The organism is Acidaminococcus sp. HCP3S3_H5, assembly GCF_052122235.1.
Taxonomy (GTDB): Bacteria; Bacillota; Negativicutes; order Acidaminococcales; family Acidaminococcaceae; genus Acidaminococcus.
Genome location: NZ_JBQKCS010000004.1, coordinates 155,255 through 172,757, shown reverse-complemented (window position 1 = coordinate 172,757; position 17,503 = coordinate 155,255). Strand labels below are relative to the sequence as shown.

Below are 17,503 nucleotides of genomic sequence, written 5' to 3'. Positions count from 1 at the left end.
TCAATGATTGATTATTTTTCTTTGGGTTTCTGTTTCCGGGACGCTTCCGCATATTTGGTTCCCCGTTTGTTGGGACCTACAGCGCTTTTGCCCCGTTTGGGCACCCGTTTCTTCTTGGGACGCACCGGCTTCACCGTCCGGCGGACCTTCTCCCCGGCCAGATTCTGCCGTTCCAGGGTGATGTTCAGCTTCTTCTCCAGGTTCTGGAGCCAGCGGGTCTCATCCGCCGTATAGAAGGTGATGGCCGTACCTTCGCTGCCGGCCCGGCCCGTCCGTCCGATCCGGTGGACATACCAGTCCGGATCGTGGGGAATGTCGTAATTCACCACCTGGGTGATGCCTTCCACATCCAGGCCCCGGGCGGCAATGTCGCTGGCCACCAGGATCTGGAGCTTGGCCTTCCGGAAGTTTTCCATCACCTGGCGCCGCTTGGTCTGGGACATGTCCCCGTGGAGCACATCCACATTGAACCCTTCCCCATAGAGCCAGTCGCTGAGTTCGATGGCCCGTTCCTTGCTGCAGCAGAACACCAGCATCAGGAAGGGGTTGTACCGGCGGATCAGGGAAGCCAGGGCCTCTGCCTTGTGGTCTTCGCTGACCTTGATGCAGATCTGATGGATAGTGGAAGCAGTGGCTTCCCTGGGGGCAATGTCGATGACCAGGGGATTGGTGGTCAGCTGCCGGCCCAGTTTCCGGACTTCCTCATCCAATGTGGCGGAACACATCATGGTCTGGTGGGGCTGGGGCATCAGGCTCAGGAGGGTTTCGATATCCTCCCCGAAGCCCTGGCGGAGCATTTCATCCACTTCGTCCAGCACCAGGTATTTCACCCCGCCCAGGCTGGTGTTCCCCTTCCGCAGGTGATCCAGCAGCCGGCCGGGAGTTCCCACCAGCACCTGGGCCCTGTGCCCGATTTTCCGTTTTTCCTCTTCAAAATCCCGTCCGCCGCTGACCGTCAGGGTATGGATTCCCGTATCCCCGTCCAGTTTCCGGATTTCCCCGGCCGTCTGCTGAGCCAGTTCCCGGGTGGGGGAAAGGATCAGGGCCTGGACAAATTCCTTCTTCGGGTCCACTTTATCAAACAGGGGGATCACAAAGGACAGTGTCTTCCCTACCCCGGTCTGGGCACGGGCGATTACGTCCCGGCCGTTCAGAAGGGCCGGGATGGCACGCTCCTGTACAGGGGTGGGGATGTCCTTCCCCGTCCGATGGAGCTTCTCCACCATCGCCTCGTCCACTTTCAGCTGGGCAAAACCTGCCGCCATGGAATCATCTCCTCTCATTTTTCAATCGTACCCTTTATTATAGCGTAAAAACCGGAGGAAGGGAAGGAAAAAGGGGGATGGGGCGGCGAGTAAGAAGAAATCAGACCGTATCTTGTGGGTCTATCAGAAGTCAGCTATCAGCTTGGCCCGCAATAAGCAAATCTGGCCTGCTGCTGTATCGAACAACGCTGACATCTCAAAGCCCGGCAGGTTTCCTACTATGCCTGGCGGGATCTGGTGTATGTATCCCATCCCAAAAATGCAGACTATGAAAAGATGAACATTTTCATTCCTTCCGCCTATCTGGAGGGAAAATCCGTCAACCGCCTGGGGCAAAGGCCACGCGGGAGACTACGATCTGGAAGAATTGTTTGCCTGGATCGATTCCATTTGCAAATAAAAAAAGACCGCTGCCTGGGCAGCGGTTTTTTTTATTTTCTCCCCGGATACTGCTTCAATCCTTCCGCCAGGATGTGCATGGCTTTTTCCAGGTCTTTTACGTTCAGTACGTAGGCCAGACGGGCTTCGTCCTGTCCTCTGGTTACATCAGAAGCATAGAACCCGTTGCCGGGGGTGATCATCACAGTTTCCCCGTCGATGTCAAAGTCTTCCAACAGCCACTTGGCAAATTTTTCCGTATCGTCGATGGGCATTTTCACCATGACATAGAAGGCCCCTTTGGGATCGGAGGAAATCACGCCGGGCATCTGGGCCAGGAATCCCTTGATGGTATCCCTTCGTTTGGTATATTCTTTCTTCACATCTTCCCAGTAAGATTTGGGGGTGGTGTACAGAGCCGCAGCTCCCAGCTGCACAATGTCCGGACAGGAAAGCCGGGCCTGGCAGCATTTCAGCAGTTCCTGCTGGAGAGCCTTGTTCCGGGTGATCACGCAGCCGCTCCGGGCGCCGCAGGCGCTGTACCGTTTGGAGACAGAATCGATGAGCACCAGGTTGTCATCCAGTTCCCGGAGCCGTCCGAAGCTGGTGTATTGTCCATCATAGACGAATTCCCGGTACACTTCATCGGCAATGAGAGCCAGATCATATTTCCGGACAATCCGGGACAGCATGTCCATTTCTTCCCGGGTGTAGATTACCCCGGTGGGATTCCCCGGGTTGGAAATCAGGATGGCCCGGGTCTTGTCATTGATGTATTTTTCCACAGTTTCCTGATCCGGCAGATGGTAGCCGGTGTCCGGAGAGGTGGGAACCCCGTTGATTTCCACATTGTAGGCCCCGGTAAAGCTCTTGTAGTTGGCATAGAAGGGCTCGAACATGAGCACATTGTCCCCCGGGTCACAGGTGGTCATAATGGCAAAGGAAATGGCTTCACTGCCCCCGTTGGTGACAAAAATATCGTCCAGGGCATAGTCCATATCCCAGGATTCATAATATCCCTGGATGGCTTTCAGCAGTTTGGCATCCCCCTGGGATTTTCCATAGGCCACCACTTTGGGATGGTAGGAGGCCACCCCTTCGAAGAAACTTTCCGGGGTGGGGATATCCGGCTGTCCGATATTCAGATGATAGATCTTTTTGGTCTTTTCCACCCGGTTGGCAATAGGCGCCAGTTTCCGGATGGGGGATGTGGGAATGTGCAGCGTCCGTTGGGAAATGTGCATGGTTCTTGTTCCTCCTTACAGTAAATCTCCAAAAATCGAATGGCCAATGAATTCCCGGATAATGGAGTTGTTGGGAATGGCCTTGTCGTCTATGGATTCTACGATCTGCAGCATATCCAGGAAATTGCGGGCAACCGGATATTCTGCTGCATCCCGGGGAATCTGTTCCAGCAGGGGGCAGGCATATTTTTTGAATACGGCCAGCTCATAAATGAGGGTGGTATTGAACATAATGTCCGCTTCTTCGCTGAAGGGAAAAATGTTCCGTTCTTCTCCCTGACGCACCTTGTGCCAGTTCTGGATGGTCTGGCGGGCATCATGGGAGCGGAACTGGGAATCCCGGACCATCCGGCGGAGCAGCCGCATATCGGTGGTGGGAATCCGGTTGTAATCATCAAAAGAAAGAGGCGTCAGGGCGCTGATGTAGATCTTCAGCTTGTTCCTGCGCCGGACCCGGGCGGAAAGCTTCTCGTTCATCCCATGGATGCCTTCCACTACCAGGACTCCGTCATCCCCCAGATACACCTTCTGGCCCCGATATTCCCGGTGGCCGGTCTTGAAATTGAAGTAAGGGATTTCCACGGTTTCGTCCCGGAGCAGCCGTTCCATATGCTCATTGAACAATTCTGTATCCAGGGCTTCAATGGATTCAAAATCGTAGCTGCCATCCGGCAGACGAGGGGTCTGCTCCCGCTCCTTGAAATAATTGTCCAGGGAAATGGGAATGGGCCGCAGGCCGTTCACCCGCATCTGCACTGCCAGCCGCTGGGAAAAGGTGGTCTTCCCGGAGGAAGAGGGGCCGGCGATCAGCACCAGCCGTACATTCCGTCCATCCGCGTCGATTTCATCAGCGATCCGGGCAATGGATTTTTCATGGTAGGCTTCGCACATCTGGATGATGCCCCGGCTGTTCCCTTCCCGGATGTACTGGTTCAGGGCTGCCACCGTAGGACAGTGCATCACCTGGCCCATTTTTTCCGACTGGGCATAGACTGCCGCCAGCTTTTTCCGTTCCACATAGGGTTCCAGACGGTCCAGCTGGTCCTGGCGGCCGTACCGGAGCAGGATCCCGGACCCCATCCACACCAGTTCAAAGGCCTTCAGGCAGCCCAGATTGGGCAGCAGGGGCATCACCGAATAGGCAAACCGGTCCCCCACCCCGTAAAGGTTGATCCGGTAATCCTCCGGCAGGGCATCCAGCAAAGGAGCCTCATCCTGGAAGAACTGGGGCTTCACATAGGACCGGGCTTCATCCCGGCTCAGCTGCCGGATCTGGACCGGTTCCTGATCCCGGATCATCTCTTCCATGCAGTGGGTCACATCTTCCAGATCATATTTGCTCAGGAAGATCTTGTTCTTGACCGAACAGAAAAGGCCATGACCAAAGGTGTTTTCCACTTCCAGCTGGATTTCCGGCCGTCTCCGGTTCATGGCGGCAATCAGGGCAAACTGGAAGGTGGCAATGTAGGACCGGTATCCCTGCTCACTGTCCAGGGGATAGAAGGTCACATGATCCCCGTCCTGAGGACACAGCTGCAGCGGCTGGGGCTGGCCGTTCACCACCCCCAGCGCCACGGGACTGCTGTAGAGCTGTTTGTAGGATTGGGCGATGACTCCGAGAGGCGTCCCGTCCTGAAATGCTTTTGGTTTTCCGTCTGGTCCTGTAATCTGCATCTGTTCCGCTCCCCTTTTCTGTTTTCTGGATCTGTCAGCCCGCAGGCTGCCTGTGCTGCTTTCCGGCTCCTTTTGTTTTTTAGTCTTCTCCCACTTCGTCCATGGCTGCTTTGATTTTGGCTGCCATGCCGTAGACTTTATGCTTGGGCACTCCGCATACGGCTACCCGGACCCCGGCTGCCAGAGGCACGCAGAAAATATTGTCTTCATGGAGCCGGTCGCAGACCGCTTCCGGATCCTTGGCGGGAATGGACAGGAAGAAACCGGAAATGTAGGGCAGCATCTTCAGGCCGCACTTTTTGGCTTCATCCGTAAAGATGTCTCCCCGTTCCTGGATCATGCTGTAGTAATGGGCCCGTTCCTTCTGGATGGTTTCCAGCAGTTCCGGATCACTGTAGATGGTGTCCAGGGTATCCATGGCACCCCGGTTGCAGTTGGACCAGCAGGCCCGGCTGGTGTATTTGTTGGCGTTGATGAATTCCAGGATCTGTTTTTCATCACTGGTGACCCCGATAAGAGCTCCGCAGCGCTGGCCGTACATGGTGAAACTCTTGGACAGGCTGTAGGCGATCAGGCCAAAGATGTTTTTGGGCAGGTTGGACAGCTTCCGGAAGATTTTCCGGACTTCTTCCCGTTCCCCGGCATAGTCGATGTAAGCCACATCCAGGCACAGAGCGGCGGTTTTGTCGGTACCGGCAATGGCGGCTTCCAGCATCTTCACCACATTTTCAATGTCTTCCGGAGTCAGGCTGAACCCGGTGGGATTGTGGGCCGGAGTATTGATAATCAGCAGGATCCGGTCCTGTTGGGCCAGGATTTCCCGGACTTTGGCTTCACAGCCGGCCAGGTTGAACTTGTGTTCCGGGGTGGTCATGGGATAAGTGGCCAGGTGACGGTCCATATCCTCGCAGATCTGGTTGTAGGCTCCCCAGTACCAGGCAGAGGTCAGAACGGTATCTCCGGCTTCCGCATAATTCCAGACAGCATGATGGATGGCCCCGGTGCCTCCGGCGGTGGCAATGGCTGCCGTAAACCCTTCCGGACGGGACTGGCTGAAGCAGGCGTTCTGAACCAGTTCCAGATATTCCGGCAGGCCCATGATGGGGGCATATTTAAAATATTCCGCGTCTTTCAGGCTCCGGTATACTTTGCTGACTGTGGGCAGCACCACAAAGTTTTCATCATTGTCCAGGATGCAGCCGATGGTGGCATTGATCACCGCATCTGCGCCGATTTCGCTGATCCGTTTCTGGGCCGCTTCGCTGGCTCCAAAAATACGGTCCTTGGACGGCTTGGTCTTCTTCTGGGCATGTGGTGCAACACAGCTGTTCATCATAATAATAGGTCCTCCCCTCAGTAAAAAGCGAACGTTTTTAAAACGAGAATAATCGTTGTACATTCTATTATCTCATTATTAACGAAATCGGTCAATAAGAAGTGTGTATTTCTCCCGATTTGGAACTTTTCACAGGGCCTGTTATGAATTTTCCGTGAAACAGCACTTTTTCCCCTTTTTCCCGGGCCTCCAGCCGCCCCTCCCGGGTCCACACCCCGGGATACCGGGCTTCCCACCAGCGGAAAAAAGTCACCAGCCGGGGATAGGAGCCTTCCAGTTCCGCTTCCAGGCCAGCCGGATCCTTTTTTCCTTTCGGAGTCAGGGGAGCCAGTCGGATCACCTGGAGCCCGTTCCGGGCAGCGGCAGCTTCCAGGGCCCCCAGCCAGGCTTCCGGAGGCAGGGAGGGATTCTCCCGTTTTCCCTGTTCCAGCAGACTTTTTTCCCGGGCCTCCTGTTCCGGATCCCACCGGGCTGCAAAAAGGGCCAGCTGCTCCAGTTTCTCCTTCCGGACCTCATTCTGTCTTTTCACAGTCAGCAGTTCCCGGCCCAGAGGGAGCACCAGCCAGGTCCACAGGCACAGTACGCCCAGGCCTAGCAGGGCTCCCTGGAACGGATCCTCCCGGAGCCGGGAAACCAGCGGTTTCTTTTCATCCATGAGTTTCCTCCTCTTTCAGACGGATCTGGAGGGCAAAACCGGTCAGATCTGATTCCCTTTCTTCCTGTTCCAGCCGGTCCAGTTTCACCTGGATCACTTCCGGCCGCTGCTGGAGGCGTTTTACCAGCTGGAGAGCCCCATTCCTTTTCAGGCTCCGGCCTTCCAGATGCAGGACCTTTCCCTCCTTCTGCTGTTCCACCCGGGTAAGCCAGCAGTCTGACGGCACCTGGTTCCCCAGGAGAGTCAGGAAATCCCCCCAGTTCACCTGCTGCCGGATCCGCTGCTTTTTTTCTTTCTGCTGCCGGGCCAGCTGTTTCCGCCGCTGCTGCTGTGCCTGCCAGAAGGTTTCCCAGCCGGAGACCTGCTGCAGCTGTAAGATGCACCGTTCCTGTTCCTTCCGGGCCAGGAAAAGGCATCCGGCCAGCCATAGACAAAGGATCAGGGAAACCGCCGCCAGTTTCTTTCCCAGGGCCGACCAGGAGATCCGGGACAGCCTTCCCGTTCCCTGCCGGAACAGGGAAAAGCAGAAACCACTCTCCCGTCCGGCCCCCAGGATCCCTCCCAAAACACCCCACAGGCCAGCTGTAAGAACCGCCTGCTTTTTCTCTTCATAATAGGGAGCCCATTGGAAGCGGGGTTCCAGTTCCAGGACCTGAGCAGGGCATTCCCACTGCTGCCGGAAGAATTCCAGCCAGGCAGCCTGTTCCTGTTCCGTACCGCCGGCCAGATACAGACCGGACGGCCCGTCCTGGAACCGGTCCCGGACCCCGGGAGACAGATGTTCCCACAGGGTTTCCACCGCCTCGTCCCGCTGGTCCCGGAAAGGTTCTCCCCGACCGGATCCCGGCAGGTTCCGACAGGCCAGGAGACGGCCCCGGGCATACCAGGCCCCCTGGAGGCCTTCTTCTCCCAGGATCAGGAGAAATCCCGCCTCCTCTTTTTCCAGCCACCATCCCCAGGCCGCCGGAGCCCCTTCCACCTGCAGGATTTCCCAATCCAGCTGCCGGCTGATGACCCCTACGGTATCCAGCAGGGCCAGGGGCACGGCTCCCGCCAGGATTTCTTCCTTCCGGTCCGGACAGGGTTCCGTCCCCAGGGCAAAAGAACCCGGGGGATAGGGGATCTGCTGTAGGATCTCCCAGGATGCCGCCTGGATCTGTTCCTTCCGGGACAGACCGGGCAGGGACAGATTCCGGAATTCCAACAGATCCGGCCCCAGGAGCCACAGGATAGATTGGGCTGTAACCCCCCGTTTGGCACAGACTTCCTGGAGCCACAGGGCCGGTTCCTCCCCCTGCTGCCGGTACAGGGCCAGCCGGATCCGTTCCGGCCAGGCCAGTTCCTGGTACCGTTCCACTTCCCAGGCTTTCTTCTTTTTCCGGACCTGAACCAGAGTCACCCGGTCTCCGCTGATCTGAACACCCAGCAGCTGCCGGGGCCAGGGAGACAGCCGGCGCCGGAGCCACCCTGCAGCCTGGCCCAGCCGGGCTTTTCCTTCTTCCAGCCCCGGTCCTGCAAGCCCAAGGACACACAGCAGCATCCTGTCCGGTTCCATCAGCCCAAAGACAGAACGGAACCGGAGCAGCAGTCCGGCCAGGACGAAATAGGGAGCCAGGGGCACCTGTACTGGTGCCTTGTCCCATCCGTTGTTTTCCGGATTAAAGGCAAACAGACAGACGGAAACAAAAGCAAGGCCGGCAGCCAGGAAAAGGCCCTGGAGCCCTGTCCAGGGTCCCAGCCACAGACCCATCACCGCTGCCAGTTTGGGATCCCCGGCTCCCATGCCCTGGGGATACCGCCAGTGGATCAGCTGGAGCAGTCCCCCCAGCAGTCCGGCCCCTGTCAGAGGAGACAAAAAATCTCCGTCCGTCAGTCCGTGGAGAAGCAGGAACAACAGTCCCAGGGGAAGGAAAAAAACTTCGTACAGCTGCATTTCGTCCCTGTCCGTCCAAGCCATAAAGAGCAGTAGGCTCACACAAGCCAGCCTCAGAGCCAGTACCGCCGGAGGCCCGGGCATCCGGGAAAGGAGCAGGAACAGGGCTCCGGCTTCCGCTTCCCGCCAGAACAGGGATACGGTCAGTTCTTTGCCGCAGTGCCGGCATTTTCCCTTCTGGCGCAGATAACTGACCAGAGGGATCAGTTCTCCCGGCCCCAGGATATGGCCGCAGCTGTCACAATGGGACCGGCCCCAGATAATGGATTCTTCCCGCCGGAGCCGGTTGGCGCACAGATTCAGGAAGCTGCCCAGACAGGAGCCCAGGGCGAACCAGAAAAAGGAAATGAGCAAAGACAGCCATGGAAGGGAAATCATGGTTCCGCCCTCCTATCCCTGGATGCTGGTCCGCAGCTGGATGGCTTCGCCCAGATGGAACGCCGTGATGTCCTCACTGCCGGCCAGATCCGCAATGGTCCGGGCCACTTTGATGATCCGGTCATGGCTCCGGGCACTGAGGCCCAGGCTGACGAAATATTTTTCCAGCAGGGCTTCCGCCTGAGGTGTCAGAGGACAGAAGGCCTTGACCTCCCGCCGGCCCATACTGGCGTTGCAGAACAGGTGGGTGCCTTTCAGCCGTTCCCGCTGGATCTGACGGGCTGCCACCACCCGTTCCCGGATGGCCGCGGAGCTTTCCCCCTTCTTTCTGCTTTTCATTTCCTGGTACTGGAGCCGGGGCACGTGGATCTGGATGTCGATCCGGTCCAGGAGGGGCCCGGAAATTTTCTTCTGATACCGGGCGATGTCCCCGGGCCGGCAGGTGCACTGGTGAAGGTTGTCCTCTTCTCCCCAGAACCCGCAGGGACAGGGATTCTGGGCCGCCACCAGGATGAACCGGGCGGGATAGGTGAGAGAGGCCTGGACCCGGCTGATGGTGACCATCCCGTCTTCCAGGGGCTGCCGGAGCACTTCCAGGGCGCTCCGGGAAAATTCCGGCAGCTCGTCCAGAAACAGGACTCCGTGATGGCTGAGGGTCACCTCTCCGGGATGGGGGATGCTGCCCCCTCCGATGAGTGCCGACTGGGAAACCGTGTGGTGGGGGCTCCGGAAAGGCCGTTCCACCATAATGCCGTGGTGGCCTTTCAAAAGGCCGGAGATGCTGTAGATTTTGGTCACTTCCAGGGCTTCTTCCTCGGTCATGGGCGGCAGGATGGAAGGCAACCGCCGGGCCAGCATGGTCTTTCCGGCTCCGGGCGCCCCCACCATCAGCACATTGTGGCCTCCCGCCGCAGCAATCTCCAGGGCCCGCTTGGCCACTTTCTGGCCCTGGACGTCTGCAAAGTCCACGGTATCCTCCAGGGGTTTCTCCAGTTCCAGCACCTTTTTGGCCAGAGGCTCCAGAGGCAGCTTTCCCTGGAAATGGTCCACGATCTGCCCCAGGTTGTCCGCGGTATACACCTGGATCCCGTCCACCAGTTCCCCTTCGGTGGCGTTGCCGGAAGGGATGAAAATGGCCGGAAGCCCTTCGTCCCGGGCCCGGAGGATCATGGGCAGGATCCCGTTGACCGGGCGCAGGGATCCATCCAAGGCCAGCTCTCCGGCGAACACAGGCATGGGGTCCGGCAGTTTCACATACTTCTTGGCAGCCAGCACCCCCAGGGCAATGGGCAGATCCAGTCCGGCCCCATCCTTTTTCAGGTCTGCCGGAGCCAGGTTCACGGTTATGTGGGTGTCCGGGAACCGGAAGCCGGAATTCTTCACCGCAGTCTTCACCCGCTCCCGGGCCTCTTTCACTGCCGTATCCGGCAGCCCCACCATTTCAAAGGCAGGCATGCCGTTGGTCACATCCACCTCCACTGTAACCATTTCTCCGTTGATCCCGCGGGTGGTTTCCCCCCAGGTCCGTGCGTACATGGAATCAGCTCCTTTGTCGTGTATCGTGAGTCGTTCATCGTGTGTCGTTTGCCGTGATTGGAGAAACCACCGATTTCTTCATCCAAAGCCACCCACGCTGGCATCCATCGGCAGTTGACCATTGACAGATTTTATACTTAAAAGCAATTCTTCAAATGATTCAGAGAAATTTTCCCATACAGATCCAGGATCTCGATAATATCGAACCGGCTCCTGTACCGGATCACCGGATTCTCCCGCAGGTAGCACCAGGCGGTTTTCCGGAGGCGGATCTGTTTGTCCCGGGTCACGGCGGCGGCAGGGCGGCCGAATTTCAGACTGTGCCGGGTCTTTACTTCCACAAAGGCCAGCACTCCCCAGTGCCGGGCAATGATGTCGATTTCTCCCCAACTGCTCCGGTAGTTCCGGTCCAGGATCTCATATCCCTGTTTTTCCAGATAGCGGACGGCCGCCTCCTCCCCCCAGTTCCCGAACCGGCGGCGTTGGTGGACCATACTGATTCCCTCCTTTTTTGTTCAATGTCAGCTTTGCTGACTTCCTTAAGCCGTTGACAGCTGACCGCTGACCGGGCTGTTGCCCTGGCAACAGCCCCCTATTTCAACTTCAGCAGTTTGTTTTCACTGACGGCGGGTTCTTTCAGATCCATGGACTTCAGAGGTTCGAAGCTTCTCCGGTGCCAGGGGCTGGGGCCGCAGTCCAGGATGGCCTGGATGTGCCGGGCCGTACCGTATCCCTTGTGTTTGGCAAATCCGTACTGGGGATAGTCCCGGTCCAGGTCTTCCATGATATGGTCCCTTGTGACCTTGGCGATGATGGAAGCGGCCGCCACCGCTGCACTTTTGCTGTCCCCCCGAACCATATCCTCCACAGGGATCCCCGGGATTTCCAGGGGCATGGCATCGGTAATGGCCCCCTGAGGGTGCACCTTCATATGGGTCAGACACAGGGTCATGGCGGTTTTGGCCGCCTGGTAGATGTTCAGCCGATCGATTTCCCTGGGTCCCAGGATGCTGACGGTAACGCTAACCGCCTGTTCCAGGATCTCTCCATACAGGGTTTCCCGCCGGGCAGGAGTGACCTTTTTGGAATCGGTAAGACCGGGCAGCCAGATTCCGTGAGGCAGGATCACTGCCGCCGTCACCAAAGGTCCGGCCAGCGGCCCCCGGCCCGCTTCGTCGCAGCCGGCCACCTGATCCATACCCCGTTCCCAAAAGTCCCGTTCCAGATCCTGGAGCCGTTCCAGCCGTTCCCGTTCCAGTTTCCGGGCTGCCTGTTTCCGGTCATAGGCTTCCAGCAGTTTCCGGACACCGGTCCGCCCATCCTTCCGCCAGCGTTCCAGTTCTGCTTCTTCCGGCCCCAGTTTCAGCTGTTCCCGGATTACCTGGATGCTCTCTTTTTTTTCCATGTCAGGCCTCGTCCCGGGGAGCGGCTTCCAGGGAGAAGGATCCCAGTTTCCCGGTCTTGAAGTCACGGAGAATCATCTGGATTGTTTTGTTCATATCCAGGACTCCGCCGGCTTTCAGGCAGCCCCGGGCCCGGGCGATTTTTTCCTCCGCCGCTTCCACGGTATCTTCCGGTGTCAGTTCGATCCGGTAACTGGCGGACAATTCCTGGGGATACAGCTTCATCAGCCGTTGGACCAGGATATGGACGGCGGTTTCCTGATCAAAGACCTCTTCCCGGATGGCACCGGTCACCGCCAGGCAGAACCCGGTTTCCGGATTGTCGAATTTGGGCCACAGGACACCGGGGGTATCCAGCAGTTCCAGCCCCTTCCCCAGGATCACCCACTGAGGCCCCCGGGTCACCCCCGGCTTGTTCTGGGCTGCGGCTTTGTTCTTCCCCAGCAGCCGGTTGATCAGGGTGGATTTCCCCACATTGGGGATTCCTACGATCATCACCCGGATGGACCGGTTCCGTACGCCCTTTTTCCGCCATTTTTCCAGGGTGGGTTCTCCGGCTTTCTGGATGGCATTCACCAGGGCCTTGACTCCCTTGCCTTTCTGACAGTCCACCTCCAGGGCCGTAAAGCTGTGCTTCTTAAAATAGGCCAGCCAGTCCCGGGTCCGGTCCGGATCTGCCATGTCCGTCTTGTTCAGCACCACGATTTTCTGCTTGCTGCCGATCAGCTGCTGGAGCATGGGGTTGGCACTGGACCGGGGAATCCTGGCGTCCAGCAGTTCCACCACCACATCCACCAGTTTCAGGTTGGCTTCCATCATCCGTTTGGCCTTGGTCATATGGCCGGGGAACCACTGGATATGGAATTTCTTTCCGCCGATTGTATTTTCCATGGGTACATCCTTTCTTATCCAAACAGGCAACGCCTGTCAATATGCATAGGCCCCATTATACCATGCTTCCCATTCAGAAGCGAATTGTGGAAAAAGCGGGGCATTAACGGGAATTTGGTGTAGTAAAGGGGCTGTGAAAAAATGATCTTTCATTTTTTCACAGCCCCTTTTTTTCACGGCAGCGCCCGTATCTGTCCCAGGGGCCAGAAGATCAGGCTGGCTTTGCCTTTCACCAGGCTCAGATCCACGAAGCCCACATCCCGGAACCGGCTGTCTTCGGAGTTGTTCCGGTTGTCCCCCATAACAAAGATATGGCCGGCAGGGACGGTGGTCTTGGGCAGGTTGGTGTGGAAGGGTTCCCGGATATAGCTTTCATCCAGGGCTTCCCCGTTCACATAGGTCTTCCCGTCCCGGATCTCGATGGTGTCCCCGCCCACGGCGATGACCCGTTTGATGAAGTCCCGCCGGGTGTCACTGGGATACTTGAACACGATGATTTCTCCCCGTTTGGGCTGGCGGGTGTAATAGACCAGCTTGTTCACCAGCAGCCGTTCCTGGTCCTGGAGGGTGTTCATCATGGAAGGTCCGGATACCATATAGGGTTCCACCAGGAAGGTACGGATCCCGAATGCCAGGACCACGGCCACAATGATGGAAATCAGCCAGTCACTGACCGTATCCTGCCAGGAGCCGGATTTCTTTTCTTCGCTCATGCCTTCTCCTTTGCAATAAAAAAGGCAGTTGCCGGAGCAACTGCCTCATTGATCCGATTACCGACGTTCTCTGATACGAGCGGCTTTACCGGTCAGTTTACGCAGATAGTACAGTTTTGCTCTGCGTACCACACCTCTGTGGGATACAACGATTTTTTCCAGACGCGGGGAATGGACAGGGAACATTCTTTCCACACCAACGCCGGAAGCAACGCGGCGAACAGTGAACATTTCCCGGGCACCAGAACCGCTCCGGGCAATGCATACGCCTTCAAACAGCTGAACCCGTTCACGGGTGCCTTCCACAACCTTCACATATACCTTCAGGGTATCGCCAGGACGGAATTCGGGAATGTCGGAACGCAGCTGTTCCTTTTCAATTGCTTCAATAACGTTCATTATTAATTTCCTCCTCAGAATCCAAGACGTTCATGTCTAGCCACGTGCTAACAGCGGACCGCCCGTTAATGCATACGCTGTATTATACCATACAGCCGGCTCCCGGTGCAACCGAAAAAGTCAGGATTCCCTGCTTTTCCCGGCCGTCCGGGACTTCTCTTTTTCTTCTTCTTCCATGGCCAGGAACAGTCTCCCGTCCCCCTTCTGCCACTGCATGGTCCGCAGCAGTTCCGGGCGGTGGAGGAAGGTGGCCCGCAGGCTCTCCTTCCTCCGCCACTGGCCGATTTTACCGTGGTCGCCGGAAAGCAGGACTTCCGGCACGGCTTTGCCCCTGTACTCCACCGGACGGGTGTACTGGGGGTATTCCAGCAGGCTGTCATGGAAGGAATCTTCCTCGGCGCTTACCTGCTTGCCCAGCACCCCGGGAATGAACCGGGCCACTGCATCCATGATGCACAGGGCCGGCAGTTCTCCTCCGGTCAGCACAAAATCCCCGATGGAAAGCCGGAGATCAGCTTCCTCCAGGATCCGTTCGTCAAAGCCTTCATAATGGCCGCAGAGCAGGATCAGATCCTGCCCGCTCCGGGCCAGTTCACACACCCGTTCCTGCCGGAGGGATTCTCCCACCGGGGTCAGGGCCGCCACCAGGGCTCCCGGTGCCAGCTCCCGGGCCCGTTCCAGGGCCGCCAGATAGGTCTGGGGCTTCAGCACCATCCCTGCTCCGCCGCCGCAGGTGGTATCGTCCACGCTCCGGTGCCGGTCGGTGGCATAGTCCCGGGGATCCACACAGTCCACGGACAGGAGCCCTTCCTGAGCCGCCCGGCCCAGGATGCTCCAGCTGCAGGCGCTCCGGATCATCTCCGGGAAAAGAGTGACAAATACGAATTTCATCTCAGATCCACTCCGGCAGCACCACAGTGATCTGCTTCTTTTCCCAGTCGATGTTCCGGATATTGTCCGCAATGGCCGCCACCAGGATATCTTCCCCCTGGGGCGGAGCAATGACGAACACATCGGTGGAACCGGGGCTGATCACATCCTTCAGCATCCCCACCGTTTCCCCTTCCGGAGTCACGGCGGCAAAGCCGATGATGTCCCGGACATAGAACTGGCCTTCCGGCAGAGGAGGCAGTTCTTCCGGCCGCAGGACGATGGTCCGGCCCCGGAGGGTCTCCGCATCGTTCATGGTCTCAATGCCCTCCACCTTCATCAGGTACACATTCTTGTGCTGACGGAGGCTTTGGACCGTGTAGTCCCGGCCGTTGTCCAGGGTGATCTTCTTCATTTTGGCGTACCGCTCCGGATGATCCGTCTGCGGCATAATGCGAAATTCGCCCCGCACGCCATGCGGGGCGACAATTTTGCCAATCACGATATGCTGTTCCATAGGCTTATTCTCTGAAGCCGACGACTTTGCCGTCTTCCACGACGATTTCCGCCCCCATAAGGGCTTCCAGGTCGCTGCCTACAGCGATTTCTACAGAACGTTCCAGTGTACCATGACCGACTTCACTGCCGATTTCCAGGTTTTCAGCCCGTTCCAGCTTGTCTTTCAGTTCCTGGAGAGCATGGCCCCGCTGGGCCTTTTCATACTGGATCTGCTCCTGGAGCCCCCGGACAGCCTCCGGACCGGCAGCGGACTGTTCATTCAGCGCCCGCTTGGCATTGAACTGGAACTGTTCGAAATCCAGTTCTGCCGCCTGGACCTGACGCTTCATATCTGCAATGATCTTGGCTTTCAGGTCTTCAGTGACCTTGGCCTTGATGACTACAGGCACCCGAACGATCATTTTATCCATGGTAACCACCTTTAGTCGATATCAACGATGACTTTCACGTTTTCGCGGGTAGCAGCTGCTTTCATCACCAGACGGATGGCCTTGGCAATGCGGCCTTGTTTGCCGATCACTTTACCCATATCTTCAGGCGCCACGTGGAGTTTCAGGATCACGGAAGATCCGGTCCTTTCTTCCTCCACCTGGACCTCGGAGGGATTATTCACGATAGCCTTAGCAATCACTTCAACTATCTCTTTCATAGTCATCCTCCTTATTTGGCTGCTTTTTCGCCAGCCAGTTTCGCCATCAGACCCTGTTTGCTGAACATGGAACGAACCGTATCAGTCGGCTGTGCGCCCTTTTTCATCCAGGACAGAGCTTTTTCTTCGTCGATGGTAACCACGGCGGGATCAACAGTGGAATCGTAGGTACCTACGGTTTCGATGAAACGGCCGTCACGGGGAGCCCGTTCGTCAGCAACGACGATACGATAGAAGGGGCTCTTTTTGGCACCCATACGTTTCAGACGGATTTTAACTGCCACAACATTCACCTCCTTACCAGATTGGTTTTATTGCATGAAAGGCAGTTTGAATCTGCCTTTCCGTGCATACTTGTTCATACCCTGCATGGTCTTCATGAGCTTCTTGCTCTCTTCGAACTGCTTCAGCAGCCGGTTCACATCCTGGACCCGCTGGCCGCAGCCGGCTGCAATGCGCTTGCGCCGGGACCCGTTGATGATCCGGGGATTCTGCCGCTCCTGAGGCGTCATGGAATAGATGATGGCTTCCAGCCGGCGGACTTCCTTGCCGTCCAGATCCACCCCTTCCAGCTGCTTGGCAAATTTACCCATGCCGGGGATCATGCTGAGAATGGATTCCAGGGACCCCAGTTTCTTGACCTGTTTCATCTGGTCCAGGAACATGTCCAAGGTGAATTCATTCTTCTTCAGGGATTCCGCCATTTTTTTGGCCGAATCCACATCGATGGCTTCCTGAGCCTTTTCGATCAGGGAGAGCACGTCCCCCATGCCCAGGATCCGGGAAGCCATACGGTCAGGATAGAAGGGCTGGAGGGCATCCAGTTTTTCTCCCATCCCTACAAACTTCACCGGGCAGTTGGTCACTGCCTTGACGCTGAGTACGGCGCCCCCACGGGCGTCACCGTCCAGCTTGGTCACAATCAGCCCCGTAATGCCCAGGGCTTTGTTGAAGGAATCGGCCACCGTAACGGCGTCCTGGCCGGTCATGGCATCCACCACCAGCAGGATTTCGTCCGGATGGACCGCGGCTTTCATGTCTTTCAGCTCATTCATCAGGGTCTCGTCCACATGGAGACGGCCGGCGGTATCGATGAGCACGGTATCGCACAGGAGGGCATTGGCCCGCTTCAGGGATTCTTTGGCGATTTCCACTGGAGAAACCTGGTCTCCCAGAGAGAACACCGGCATATCCAGCTGTTTGCCGATGACTTCCAGCTGGGTAATGGCGGCAGGACGGTACACGTCCCCGGCCACCATCAGCGGCTTCTTCCCGTTTTTCCGCAGGTAGTTGGCCAGCTTGCCCAGAGTGGTGGTCTTGCCGGCGCCCTGGAGCCCCACCAGCATGATTACCGTAGGCGGATTGGCCGCCTGGTTCAGCTTGCTCTGGGTGCCCCCCAGGAGCTCGATGAGCTCCTCATGGACGATTTTCACAATATATTGGCCTGGAGTGAGATTGGGGTCAACCTGCTGCCCCATGGCCCGCTCCTTGATCTTGGCGGTAAATTCTTTGACGACCTTGAAGTTCACATCCGCTTCCAGCAGGGCCAGCCGGACTTCCCGGAGGGTCTCTTTCAGATCCTGTTCGGAAACCGTCTTCTGTCCCCGGAGCTTCTGGATGGCTGCCGTCAGTTTGTCGGTTAGGATTTCAAAAGCCATAG

Annotated in this window: 18 protein-coding genes; all 18 read right to left on the bottom strand. The window is 57.4% G+C overall.

Annotation, left to right across the window (positions count from 1 at the left end):
* Positions 1-11 precede the first annotated feature (11 nt).
* The gene (locus ACTQY5_RS06515) at positions 12-1,265 is read right to left on the bottom strand and encodes a DEAD/DEAH box helicase (protein ID WP_022487024.1); all 1,254 of its coding nucleotides are present in this window, start codon (positions 1,263-1,265) and stop codon (positions 12-14) included.
* Positions 1,266-1,696: 431 nt separating this feature from the next.
* Positions 1,697-2,887, bottom strand: a complete 1,191-nt coding sequence (locus ACTQY5_RS06510; protein WP_022487025.1) for a pyridoxal phosphate-dependent aminotransferase — start codon at positions 2,885-2,887, stop codon at positions 1,697-1,699.
* A 15-nt stretch (positions 2,888-2,902) separates the two neighbouring features.
* Positions 2,903-4,561 (bottom strand): nucleoside kinase, encoded by a 1,659-nt coding sequence (locus ACTQY5_RS06505; protein ID WP_022487026.1) that lies wholly within the window; start codon positions 4,559-4,561, stop codon positions 2,903-2,905.
* A 79-nt stretch (positions 4,562-4,640) separates the two neighbouring features.
* On the bottom strand, positions 4,641-5,897 hold the full coding sequence (locus ACTQY5_RS06500) for a pyridoxal phosphate-dependent aminotransferase (protein ID WP_022487027.1): 1,257 nt from the start codon (positions 5,895-5,897) through the stop codon (positions 4,641-4,643).
* Between the two features lie 91 nt (positions 5,898-5,988).
* Positions 5,989-6,552, bottom strand: coding sequence for a hypothetical protein (locus ACTQY5_RS06495; RefSeq protein ID WP_022487028.1), 564 nt, complete (start codon positions 6,550-6,552; stop codon positions 5,989-5,991).
* Complete coding sequence (locus tag ACTQY5_RS06490; protein WP_441368968.1) at positions 6,545-8,863, bottom strand: prepilin peptidase; 2,319 nt, start codon at positions 8,861-8,863, stop codon at positions 6,545-6,547. The genes ACTQY5_RS06495 and ACTQY5_RS06490 overlap by 8 nt, the downstream gene beginning before the upstream one ends.
* Before the next feature lie 12 nt (positions 8,864-8,875).
* Positions 8,876-10,399, bottom strand: coding sequence for a YifB family Mg chelatase-like AAA ATPase (locus ACTQY5_RS06485; protein WP_441368967.1), 1,524 nt, complete (start codon positions 10,397-10,399; stop codon positions 8,876-8,878).
* A gap of 137 nt (positions 10,400-10,536) precedes the next feature.
* Entirely contained in the window at positions 10,537-10,893 is a 357-nt protein-coding gene (locus ACTQY5_RS06480; RefSeq protein WP_022487031.1) for a YraN family protein, read from the bottom strand.
* A 98-nt stretch (positions 10,894-10,991) separates the two neighbouring features.
* On the bottom strand, positions 10,992-11,804 hold the full coding sequence (locus tag ACTQY5_RS06475; protein WP_441368966.1) for a ribonuclease HII: 813 nt from the start codon (positions 11,802-11,804) through the stop codon (positions 10,992-10,994).
* 1 nt (position 11,805) lies between these two features.
* Complete coding sequence (ylqF, locus tag ACTQY5_RS06470; RefSeq protein ID WP_022487033.1) at positions 11,806-12,693, bottom strand: ribosome biogenesis GTPase YlqF; 888 nt, start codon at positions 12,691-12,693, stop codon at positions 11,806-11,808.
* Between the two features lie 173 nt (positions 12,694-12,866).
* Positions 12,867-13,406, bottom strand: a complete 540-nt coding sequence (gene lepB / locus ACTQY5_RS06465; RefSeq protein ID WP_022487034.1) for a signal peptidase I — start codon at positions 13,404-13,406, stop codon at positions 12,867-12,869.
* A gap of 57 nt (positions 13,407-13,463) precedes the next feature.
* Positions 13,464-13,805, bottom strand: coding sequence for a 50S ribosomal protein L19 (gene rplS / locus ACTQY5_RS06460; protein ID WP_012937865.1), 342 nt, complete (start codon positions 13,803-13,805; stop codon positions 13,464-13,466).
* Positions 13,806-13,925: 120 nt separating this feature from the next.
* On the bottom strand, positions 13,926-14,696 hold the full coding sequence (trmD, locus tag ACTQY5_RS06455; RefSeq protein WP_279126921.1) for a tRNA (guanosine(37)-N1)-methyltransferase TrmD: 771 nt from the start codon (positions 14,694-14,696) through the stop codon (positions 13,926-13,928).
* A gap of 1 nt (position 14,697) precedes the next feature.
* A complete protein-coding gene (gene rimM / locus ACTQY5_RS06450) occupies positions 14,698-15,192 on the bottom strand; it encodes a ribosome maturation factor RimM (protein ID WP_022487036.1) in 495 nt (164 codons plus the stop codon).
* 4 nt (positions 15,193-15,196) lie between these two features.
* The gene (locus ACTQY5_RS06445; RefSeq protein WP_022487037.1) at positions 15,197-15,604 is read right to left on the bottom strand and encodes a YlqD family protein; all 408 of its coding nucleotides are present in this window, start codon (positions 15,602-15,604) and stop codon (positions 15,197-15,199) included.
* Positions 15,605-15,615: 11 nt separating this feature from the next.
* Positions 15,616-15,843 (bottom strand): KH domain-containing protein, encoded by a 228-nt coding sequence (locus ACTQY5_RS06440; protein ID WP_012937861.1) that lies wholly within the window; start codon positions 15,841-15,843, stop codon positions 15,616-15,618.
* 11 nt (positions 15,844-15,854) lie between these two features.
* Positions 15,855-16,127: a 30S ribosomal protein S16 gene (gene rpsP / locus ACTQY5_RS06435; RefSeq protein WP_012937860.1), complete on the bottom strand. Its 273-nt coding sequence runs from the start codon at positions 16,125-16,127 to the stop codon at positions 15,855-15,857.
* Between the two features lie 27 nt (positions 16,128-16,154).
* Positions 16,155-17,501: a signal recognition particle protein gene (gene ffh, locus ACTQY5_RS06430; RefSeq protein WP_022487038.1), complete on the bottom strand. Its 1,347-nt coding sequence runs from the start codon at positions 17,499-17,501 to the stop codon at positions 16,155-16,157.
* Between the last annotated feature and the right edge of the window lie 2 nt (positions 17,502-17,503).

What these genes read in the sequence shown, in the direction of transcription:
- ffh (WP_022487038.1), bottom strand. Translation starts at nt 17,501, where the DNA reads ATGGCTTTTGAAATCCTAACCGACAAACTGACGGCAGCCATCCAGAAG.
- ACTQY5_RS06490 (WP_441368968.1), bottom strand. Translation starts at nt 8,863, where the DNA reads ATGATTTCCCTTCCATGGCTGTCTTTGCTCATTTCCTTTTTCTGGTTC.
- ACTQY5_RS06495 (WP_022487028.1), bottom strand. Translation starts at nt 6,552, where the DNA reads ATGGATGAAAAGAAACCGCTGGTTTCCCGGCTCCGGGAGGATCCGTTC.
- ylqF (WP_022487033.1), bottom strand. Translation starts at nt 12,693, where the DNA reads ATGGAAAATACAATCGGCGGAAAGAAATTCCATATCCAGTGGTTCCCC.
- ACTQY5_RS06445 (WP_022487037.1), bottom strand. Translation starts at nt 15,604, where the DNA reads ATGGATAAAATGATCGTTCGGGTGCCTGTAGTCATCAAGGCCAAGGTC.
- ACTQY5_RS06485 (WP_441368967.1), bottom strand. Translation starts at nt 10,399, where the DNA reads ATGTACGCACGGACCTGGGGGGAAACCACCCGCGGGATCAACGGAGAA.
- trmD (WP_279126921.1), bottom strand. Translation starts at nt 14,696, where the DNA reads ATGAAATTCGTATTTGTCACTCTTTTCCCGGAGATGATCCGGAGCGCC.
- ACTQY5_RS06440 (WP_012937861.1), bottom strand. Translation starts at nt 15,843, where the DNA reads ATGAAAGAGATAGTTGAAGTGATTGCTAAGGCTATCGTGAATAATCCC.
- ACTQY5_RS06475 (WP_441368966.1), bottom strand. Translation starts at nt 11,804, where the DNA reads ATGGAAAAAAAAGAGAGCATCCAGGTAATCCGGGAACAGCTGAAACTG.
- ACTQY5_RS06510 (WP_022487025.1), bottom strand. Translation starts at nt 2,887, where the DNA reads ATGCACATTTCCCAACGGACGCTGCACATTCCCACATCCCCCATCCGG.
- ACTQY5_RS06515 (WP_022487024.1), bottom strand. Translation starts at nt 1,265, where the DNA reads ATGGCGGCAGGTTTTGCCCAGCTGAAAGTGGACGAGGCGATGGTGGAG.
- rimM (WP_022487036.1), bottom strand. Translation starts at nt 15,192, where the DNA reads ATGGAACAGCATATCGTGATTGGCAAAATTGTCGCCCCGCATGGCGTG.
- ACTQY5_RS06500 (WP_022487027.1), bottom strand. Translation starts at nt 5,897, where the DNA reads ATGATGAACAGCTGTGTTGCACCACATGCCCAGAAGAAGACCAAGCCG.
- lepB (WP_022487034.1), bottom strand. Translation starts at nt 13,406, where the DNA reads ATGAGCGAAGAAAAGAAATCCGGCTCCTGGCAGGATACGGTCAGTGAC.
- ACTQY5_RS06480 (WP_022487031.1), bottom strand. Translation starts at nt 10,893, where the DNA reads ATGGTCCACCAACGCCGCCGGTTCGGGAACTGGGGGGAGGAGGCGGCC.
- ACTQY5_RS06505 (WP_022487026.1), bottom strand. Translation starts at nt 4,561, where the DNA reads ATGCAGATTACAGGACCAGACGGAAAACCAAAAGCATTTCAGGACGGG.
- rplS (WP_012937865.1), bottom strand. Translation starts at nt 13,805, where the DNA reads ATGAACGTTATTGAAGCAATTGAAAAGGAACAGCTGCGTTCCGACATT.